General features: G+C 35.2%; 6 protein-coding genes and 1 pseudogene. All 7 read left to right on the forward strand.

Annotated elements, in window-relative coordinates:
* Positions 1 to 302: 302 nt before the first annotated feature.
* The 7 genes and pseudogenes from ACTYA4_RS15180 to ACTYA4_RS15210 all read left to right on the forward strand — a co-directional run bounded on the left by ACTYA4_RS15180 (position 303) and on the right by ACTYA4_RS15210 (position 7,164).
* Positions 303 to 1,457 (forward strand): serine hydrolase domain-containing protein, encoded by a 1,155-nt coding sequence (locus ACTYA4_RS15180; RefSeq protein ID WP_443481229.1) that lies wholly within the window; start codon positions 303 to 305, stop codon positions 1,455 to 1,457.
* 195 nt (positions 1,458 to 1,652) lie between these two features.
* Positions 1,653 to 2,774 (forward strand): tyrosine-type recombinase/integrase, encoded by a 1,122-nt coding sequence (locus tag ACTYA4_RS15185; protein ID WP_443481228.1) that lies wholly within the window; start codon positions 1,653 to 1,655, stop codon positions 2,772 to 2,774.
* Between the two features lie 14 nt (positions 2,775 to 2,788).
* Positions 2,789 to 4,903, forward strand: coding sequence for a tyrosine-type recombinase/integrase (locus tag ACTYA4_RS15190; protein ID WP_443481227.1), 2,115 nt, complete (start codon positions 2,789 to 2,791; stop codon positions 4,901 to 4,903).
* Positions 4,896 to 5,276 (forward strand): annotated as a pseudogene (locus ACTYA4_RS15195) (DUF6262 family protein). The gene ACTYA4_RS15190 and the pseudogene ACTYA4_RS15195 overlap by 8 nt, the downstream one beginning before the upstream one ends.
* A 144-nt stretch (positions 5,277 to 5,420) precedes the next feature.
* Positions 5,421 to 5,843 carry an SRPBCC family protein gene (locus ACTYA4_RS15200; RefSeq protein ID WP_443481226.1) on the forward strand — a complete coding sequence of 141 codons (423 nt, stop codon included), beginning with the start codon at positions 5,421 to 5,423 and terminating at the stop codon, positions 5,841 to 5,843.
* Positions 5,844 to 5,885: 42 nt separating this feature from the next.
* Positions 5,886 to 6,266: a VOC family protein gene (locus ACTYA4_RS15205; protein WP_443481341.1), complete on the forward strand. Its 381-nt coding sequence runs from the start codon at positions 5,886 to 5,888 to the stop codon at positions 6,264 to 6,266.
* Positions 6,267 to 6,726: 460 nt separating this feature from the next.
* Positions 6,727 to 7,164, forward strand: coding sequence for a DUF3995 domain-containing protein (locus ACTYA4_RS15210; RefSeq protein ID WP_443481225.1), 438 nt, complete (start codon positions 6,727 to 6,729; stop codon positions 7,162 to 7,164).
* The last annotated feature ends 26 nt before the right edge of the window (positions 7,165 to 7,190 follow it).

Raw genomic sequence — 7,190 nt, forward strand, 5'->3', positions numbered from 1 at the left:
TGCATGTATATTAGGATTATACACTTAAAATTATAAACGCTAAAAATAAATGACTTTTAAAATATAATGATAAATTCATTTTAATTTTTACATATAGAATATTAAATAATGATAAATCGATTAACGAATCATCTTTAGAAACATCCGGTTATACATATGCTTATAGTTTATAAGGAAATAACATTTAAAAACTTTGTTTTAAAATTATTTTTCTGGAAATACCTTTTTATTTATATTCATTCCTTGGATTTGCTTTTATATAATTAAGGAGTGATAAAGATATATGAAAGGTGTGTGTAAAAATGTTTGCTACAGACAAAGAAATTTCGCTCTTGAATGATAGAGTAGATCAAGTAATTAATGATTCAATCTTAAGTAATAATATTGTTGGGACTGTGACCATAGTTAGTAAAGGTGGTGAGATAGTTTATAAACGTGCAGCAGGATATGCGGATAGAGAAGAAAACAAAGAAATGAAAGAAGATTCGATTTTCCGCCTTTCATCTGTGACCAAACCAATGGTTTCTGCAGCAGCGTTAATTTTAGTCTCAAAAGGAATAATACAATTAGAGGATGAAATAACAAAATGGCTTCCATATTTTCAACCAAAATTATTAAATGGTGATAAGGCTAAAATTACAATCAGACATTTACTTTCTCATACAGCTGGTTTAACGTATGGATTTTTGGAACAAGAAGGAGGAGCTTATAAGAAAGCCGGTGTTTCAGATGGAATGGATCGATCAGGACTTTCTCTAGAAGAGAACATGTACAGACTTTCCACTGTACCATTACTGTATTCTCCTGGAACAAAATGGGGATATTCTATAGCTACAGACGTTCTTGGTGCAGTAATTAGCAAAGCTACTAACACTTCATTACCAGCTTTAGTGAAGTCATATATTACTGAACCGTTAAATATGATTGATACAACATTTCATGTTAAGGATAATAACAGAATAGTTACCCCATATTTATCTGGCTCACCAATCCCAAAACGGATGGAAGAAATAGAAATAGCACAAGTTTTTGAGGGAACTGCAGGGATTAAATTTGAACCCGCACGATCTTTTGATAAAGATGCTTTTCCATCAGGGGGTTCTGGAATGAATGGTTCAGCATTAGACTTTATTAAATTTCTTGAGGAGTTAAGAGCCGGGGAATCTTTAATACCAGCAGAAATAAAAAAAGAGATGCTGCGAATACAAACTGGAGACCTCGATCTAGATAATTGGCCTGGTAGAGGGTTTGGTTTAGGATTTACTATTTTAAAGAATCCCAAAGAAGCAAATACCAAAGAGTCGATAGGTACGTGGAGGTTAGGCGGAGCATATGGACATTCTTGGTTTGTTGATCCAATAAAAGAGATTACAGTAGTATCTTTTACAAATACTGCTTTTGAAGGTATGGCAGGACAGTTTACAATTGATTTATGTAATGCAGTTTATTCAGTATAATAGATGAAATTTTTAGGTTGCTACGGTTAACCGTACTATAATAAATAGTGGATGCTATGTTTAATATTACATAGATTATCCACTATTTTTTTATATATTGTAATCTCTATACATACCATTTTTATTTGGTATTAAATGTATAATATATAATTGATACATGAATATGGAATTATATTGTAAGGGGAGAAGTTAATAATGAGGGTTCAAGAAGTTCTATTAGAGAATGGAAACAAACGGTATATGCTTTTAGATCGGAGTGGAGTTCCTATTCTTCCTGTATTAAAGTACATTAAATATTTAGATACGACAGGTAAAAGCAGCAATACACAAAAAACCTACTGTTACTCATTGAAACAGTATTTTACTTATTTAGAAGAAACAAATAAAGATTATAAATACATAGGGCTAGAGGACTTTGTGGAATTTGTTGCTTGGCTAAGAAGCCCATACGAAAGTACAAAAGTTACTTCTCTTAAACTAATTAAAGCAAAGAAAACGGAAAAGACAATTAACCTGACGGTTACGGCTGTTACAAATCTTTATGATTACTTGTACAGAAATGAAGAACTACAAAATGACATGGTTGAAAAGTTAATGAAACAAATCTTCACAGGGGGAAGATTACGTTACAAGAGTTTCCTACATCATATAAACAGAGACAAGCCTTCTGTACGAAATGTACTGAAACTAAAGGAACCTCGTAAGAGAGTTGAAACTTTAACGAAAGAACAAGTACATCAAGTATTCGAGGCAACAACGAATATAAGAGATAAATTTCTTATTCAAGTGTTATTTGAAACAGGGTTGCGTATCGGAGAAGTCCTTTCTCTATTCATAGAAGATTTTAAGGTGGATTATCAAAAAGGCCATCGTATTCGATTGGTGGATCGAGGAGAATTAGAAAATGGGGCAAAGCTAAAAACAGGCGAACGAGAGATTTTTGTATCTCAAGCATTAATGGATTTATATGATGATTATTTGTATGAAGTTGTAGATGAATTGGATTTTGATACGAACTTTGTCTTTGTAAAGCTGCGGGGGAAGAACATTGGAAAACCAATGACATTTGGAGATGTAGAAGCCCTTTTTAAGCGTTTGAGGAAGAAAACAGGGATGACCGTTCACCCTCACCTATTTCGTCACACACACGCAACGATGTTCTACCAGAAAACGAAAGATATTAAACAAGTACAAGAACGCTTGGGGCATTCTCAAATTCAAACGACGATGAACCTATACCTTCATCCTTCGGAGGAGGAAATTCGTGAGGATTGGGAAAAAGCACAGCAAGCATTTGAGATAAACAAAAAGAACTGAAGGGTGTTAAGAGGATGGAGTATATTCAACAGGTGCTTACAAGGAAATTGGGCCTCCACGAACGATTACAACAAGAGTTGTCAACATATCATATGAGAACAGTTCATAAAGATGGCTCTATCATAATGGAGCAAGTGAAGAACCCTTATTTTTTAGTCAATGATACATGGAATGTTGACTTTTTAGGTGAGATTAGGCAGTTCAAAGAAATGGTAGAAAACTATAAAGGCTCAGCCCAAAATGTTTATTTCCAATTCACGAGCCCTAAGGTCAACTTAGAAGTGAAGTATGTATGGTATCACAGGCTATTTAAAGATGAATGGTCTCTAGGAACTGTTTTTAATGGACAATCAAAATGCTTGTCTAAATTAACTTTGTTCATGAATCAAAAATACCCTACTCTCCATTCCCTACTTGATTTGGACATTGAAAAAGCAGATCGAGAATGGATGTTTTGGTTAAAAGCGCAAGGAATTAAGACACAAAGAACTTCAAAACACATGACCTGTGGCAAATACAAACACAAAACGCCCGTAGTAAACTTTTTGCGACTGTTACATTCAAGTTTTTTTGAACTAACGGACATTTGTGAAGAATGGGAAAAAGACAGATGGGACGTACGAGTTCTACATGATCAATATGGGATTGATTATGTTAAGAGCGATTCTAATTATTATATTGATTTCACGAAAATCGAACAGGTAAGAATGCGTCAGCAAGTTAAAAAATACATCAAGCAACGCTTACTAAGTAAAAATAATTTTTCTTGGAGTACAGCACGAAATTACTTAAAGGTTTTACCAAAATTCCTATCTTTTGTGTTTTCGCTCGAACCAGCTTGGAATGATTTAAAAGGCTTGAAACGTTTCCATATGGAACAATACATTCAGTGGATGCATGAATACGCCAAAAGCAACCTAACACAAAAGAATGCACATCCTGAAGCGTATATATCCGAGGTACTAAAAATAGTGGGAAAGTTTCTCGAAGACATTCAACGGTATGAATATGACATCGCCCCTGAAATTCATGTAAAATTGTTACTTTTTCCAGAAGATAAGCCGAAACGAAGAAAAAAATCAATTGACCAAATTGATTATATTCCTGACACTGTATTGGAACAACTATTCACTCACATCAATGACTTACACAAAGAAGTCATTCCTGCCGTGTGGGTTGCCTTTAAAACGGGATTACGCATTTCAGATGTATTAGGCTTAACCTCTGATTGCTTAGAAAAGCTAAATGGCAAATACTCAATTGTAACCGACATCGAGAAAACCTATGTGAAAGGACATAGAATTCCCATTGACGAAGAATTGGCCAATATCCTTGCGGTATTAATTCAACAATCAAAAGAGAATAGCAATCAAGACAATAATCCCGAAGATTTTATCTTTATTCGCTATCGTGGTTCCCGTAAGGGGAGACCATTTTCTCAAAATTGGGTTCAAATGCAGTTAAATGGGTTAGCAAAACAAAAGAATATTGTCGATGAGAACGGAGTTGTATTTCATTTTAAACTCCATCAGTTCCGACATACATATGCCGTTAAAATGTTAAACGGTGGTGCGGATATTTTAACGGTACAAGAATTATTAGCCCATGCCTCCCCTGAAATGACCTTGCGATATGCAAAATTATTGGATGATACTAAAAGAAAAGCATTTGAGGAAGTCATAAATCAAGGGGTGTTCAGTTTTGATTTGAACGGGGAGGTACAAGAAATCAAGGTTGGCGAAGATATTCCTAATGATGTTTTGGATGCCTTGTGGCAAGATCATAAATTAAATGCGATGGACAACCCCTATGGAACTTGTCACGCTCGTTTAAATGGCAATTGCCCTCACATGGAAGCACCGCCTTGTCTAACGTGTAACGGTGGAAGTCCTTGTAAGGACTTAGCCATCGGCTTTTCAGAATTAGATGTAAAAAAATATGAATTACTCATTCAAACAACTTCCAAAGCCATTGATATATCAAAGCAACGTAGTCGTGAAGATATTGCAGAGAAAAACAAAAGAAACTTAGAGCGCTATAAGGGGATTTTAAGTACAATTCAAGAAGGAAACATAATTTTTGGTAGACAAGATCGGATGAAAAGAAAGCAAGGTGTAACGAATGGCTAAATATGACCGTTTAGCCCACATGAAGAGCATCCACGCCCAACGGAAAGCTAACACCAATCAGAAAGTAGACGAAGCCATTTAAAGGCTCATACGAGCTAATGAAAGAATAAATTTTAACAGCGTATCAAGTGAATCAGGTGTGACGAAAGCAACGCTATACAACAATGTCGATATTCGTGAACGGATTGAAGTATTAAGGCAACAACAATCACAAGCACCTACACCAAAACAAGTTAAGCGAGAAATGAATGAGAGCAACAAGGATGCTCTTATTGAATCACTGAAACGGAAGGTCAAGAAATTAGAAGATGATAACAAACAACTTAGAGAGCAGTTGAAAGTGGCTTACGCAGAGGTGTATAAAAAGTTTTAGTATTGATTGGAGAAAGGTGCCCTTCCTGTTCGTCTTTTTATTCCACAAAAGGGCCATATTGCGGAACAAGAGAAGGAATTATTAGAAAGTAAATCGAAATAACAGTCACTAACAAAAAATCGTTAAAGATTGGGAGGTGAAGAAATGGATAACCATAGAATTATTGGACAAACGAAAAGCGTTGGATTTCAAGTAGGGGTTAGAAGGACTTTCCCTATCTCACAGGAGAAAGCTTGGGAGTTTATTACTTCTGAAGAAGGATTGAATTTATGGTTGGGAGAAAGTACTAGCATTATTCTTAAAACAGGTCAGAAATACATTACGAAAACAGGGACAGGGGAAATCCGGGTTGTTAAACCGTTACAACAGCTTCGTCTAACTTGGAAAAAAGAAGAATGGGAAAGACCTTCTACTGTTCAAGTCCGTATTATATCGAAAGTAAGTAATAAAACAACGATTAGTTTTCATCAAGAGAATCTCTCCGATAAGAATGTTAGAGAAGAAATGAAATTATATTGGGAAAAAGTTCTAGAGGGAATAAGAGAAAGATTGCAAAATTCCATTTAAATACAATTTTAAAACCTGAATATTTAAAGGAGGATTTAGGTGATGAATCCATTTAGTCACATCGACCTTAGAGTAACTAATCTGGAGAGAGCCTTGCCGTTCTATGAGAAGTTTCTTCCTGAGCTTGGGTTTACTCAAACGTTTCACAGTATAAATTGGAAAGTGTTTACTGCCGAAGGGAATCTTCCAAGTGTAGCTTATTTCGCTATTACTGAAGACTCTACACATAAACCTAATGGAAATCTCATTGGGTTTTGGGCGAAAGACCGCGAGGAAGTTGACAGGCTTGCCCAACTTGTTAAAGAAATTGGTGGGAAGATTACCAGTGGCCCTAAACTATTTCCAATTAGCCCTACTTATTATGCATTTTATTTTGAAGACCCCTGTGGAAATCAATATGAAATTGTCCATCGTTTGAACTGACAAAATATTAAGACTCACTATACAAGGGACAAGAATGTTAACAATCCTTGACAACGGTTAAGGATTGTTAATTGAACAATACCAGCTAATATCAGCTTTTTGTTTATTCAAGAAAAGGGCGCATTTCTGGAGCGAGAAATGCGCTCTTCTTAATGGATTGGGCCTTTTAGTGGAAGAACAGCCATTTCATAGTTTGGCTTGATTATTCTTTTAATCTAATTCTTAAGACTGACATTTAAATAGACTCTGGAAGTATTGAAATAATGAATACTAAGTGGTTAAATTTACTTATAATGGTAATATAAAAAAGTAATCAAAAATTCTTGGGGGAAATAATAATTATCAAAAAAGTTATTTTGTTATTTTTGTTTGTCTTGTTCTGTTATCCCTCATAATGAAAGGAGTTACTAAAATCAAAAACAATAATGATCGTCATCCTCTGGACAAAACAGAGAGGTGGTTGGTTTTTACTGGTTATGCAGCTTTTGTTTGGTCGACTCTATTCGGGTTAATCCACATTTACTGGGCTGCAGGAGGCACTTTAGGATTTGAAGGCAGGACGATGGGCGAAGTGTTATTCATCATTAATCTGATTGCAATTGCCCTATGTATAATTGCTGCATTTACTGCACTTGCACTTGTTCAAGCATGGGGACAAAGGTTTCCATCCTGGTTGTTGCTCACTTTAGCATGGGGAGCGTGTGTGGTATTGGGTTTGCGCGGTGGTGCAGGGATAATTCAAAGCTTGTTAGAATCAGAATCACTTTCTTTACTATTAATAATTGTTGAACCGTTTTTCTTGTTAGGAGGTATCATATATGGACTTCTTGCTTTTCTTTACATTTATACCTCCAATAAAGGGAGAAAAATAAAACATAACGGGATAAATATGAGGTAAACCTATAGTTATTCAAGAAACTGGCC

It is taken from the genome of Niallia yueguangensis, from assembly GCF_052663115.1.

Bases quoted from the DNA above. Each gene is read 5' to 3' on its own strand.
- ACTYA4_RS15185 (WP_443481228.1), top strand. From the start codon at position 1,653: ATGAGGGTTCAAGAAGTTCTATTAGAGAATGGAAACAAACGGTATATG.
- ACTYA4_RS15190 (WP_443481227.1), top strand. From the start codon at position 2,789: ATGGAGTATATTCAACAGGTGCTTACAAGGAAATTGGGCCTCCACGAA.
- ACTYA4_RS15205 (WP_443481341.1), top strand. From the start codon at position 5,886: ATGAATCCATTTAGTCACATCGACCTTAGAGTAACTAATCTGGAGAGA.
- ACTYA4_RS15180 (WP_443481229.1), top strand. From the start codon at position 303: ATGTTTGCTACAGACAAAGAAATTTCGCTCTTGAATGATAGAGTAGAT.
- ACTYA4_RS15200 (WP_443481226.1), top strand. From the start codon at position 5,421: ATGGATAACCATAGAATTATTGGACAAACGAAAAGCGTTGGATTTCAA.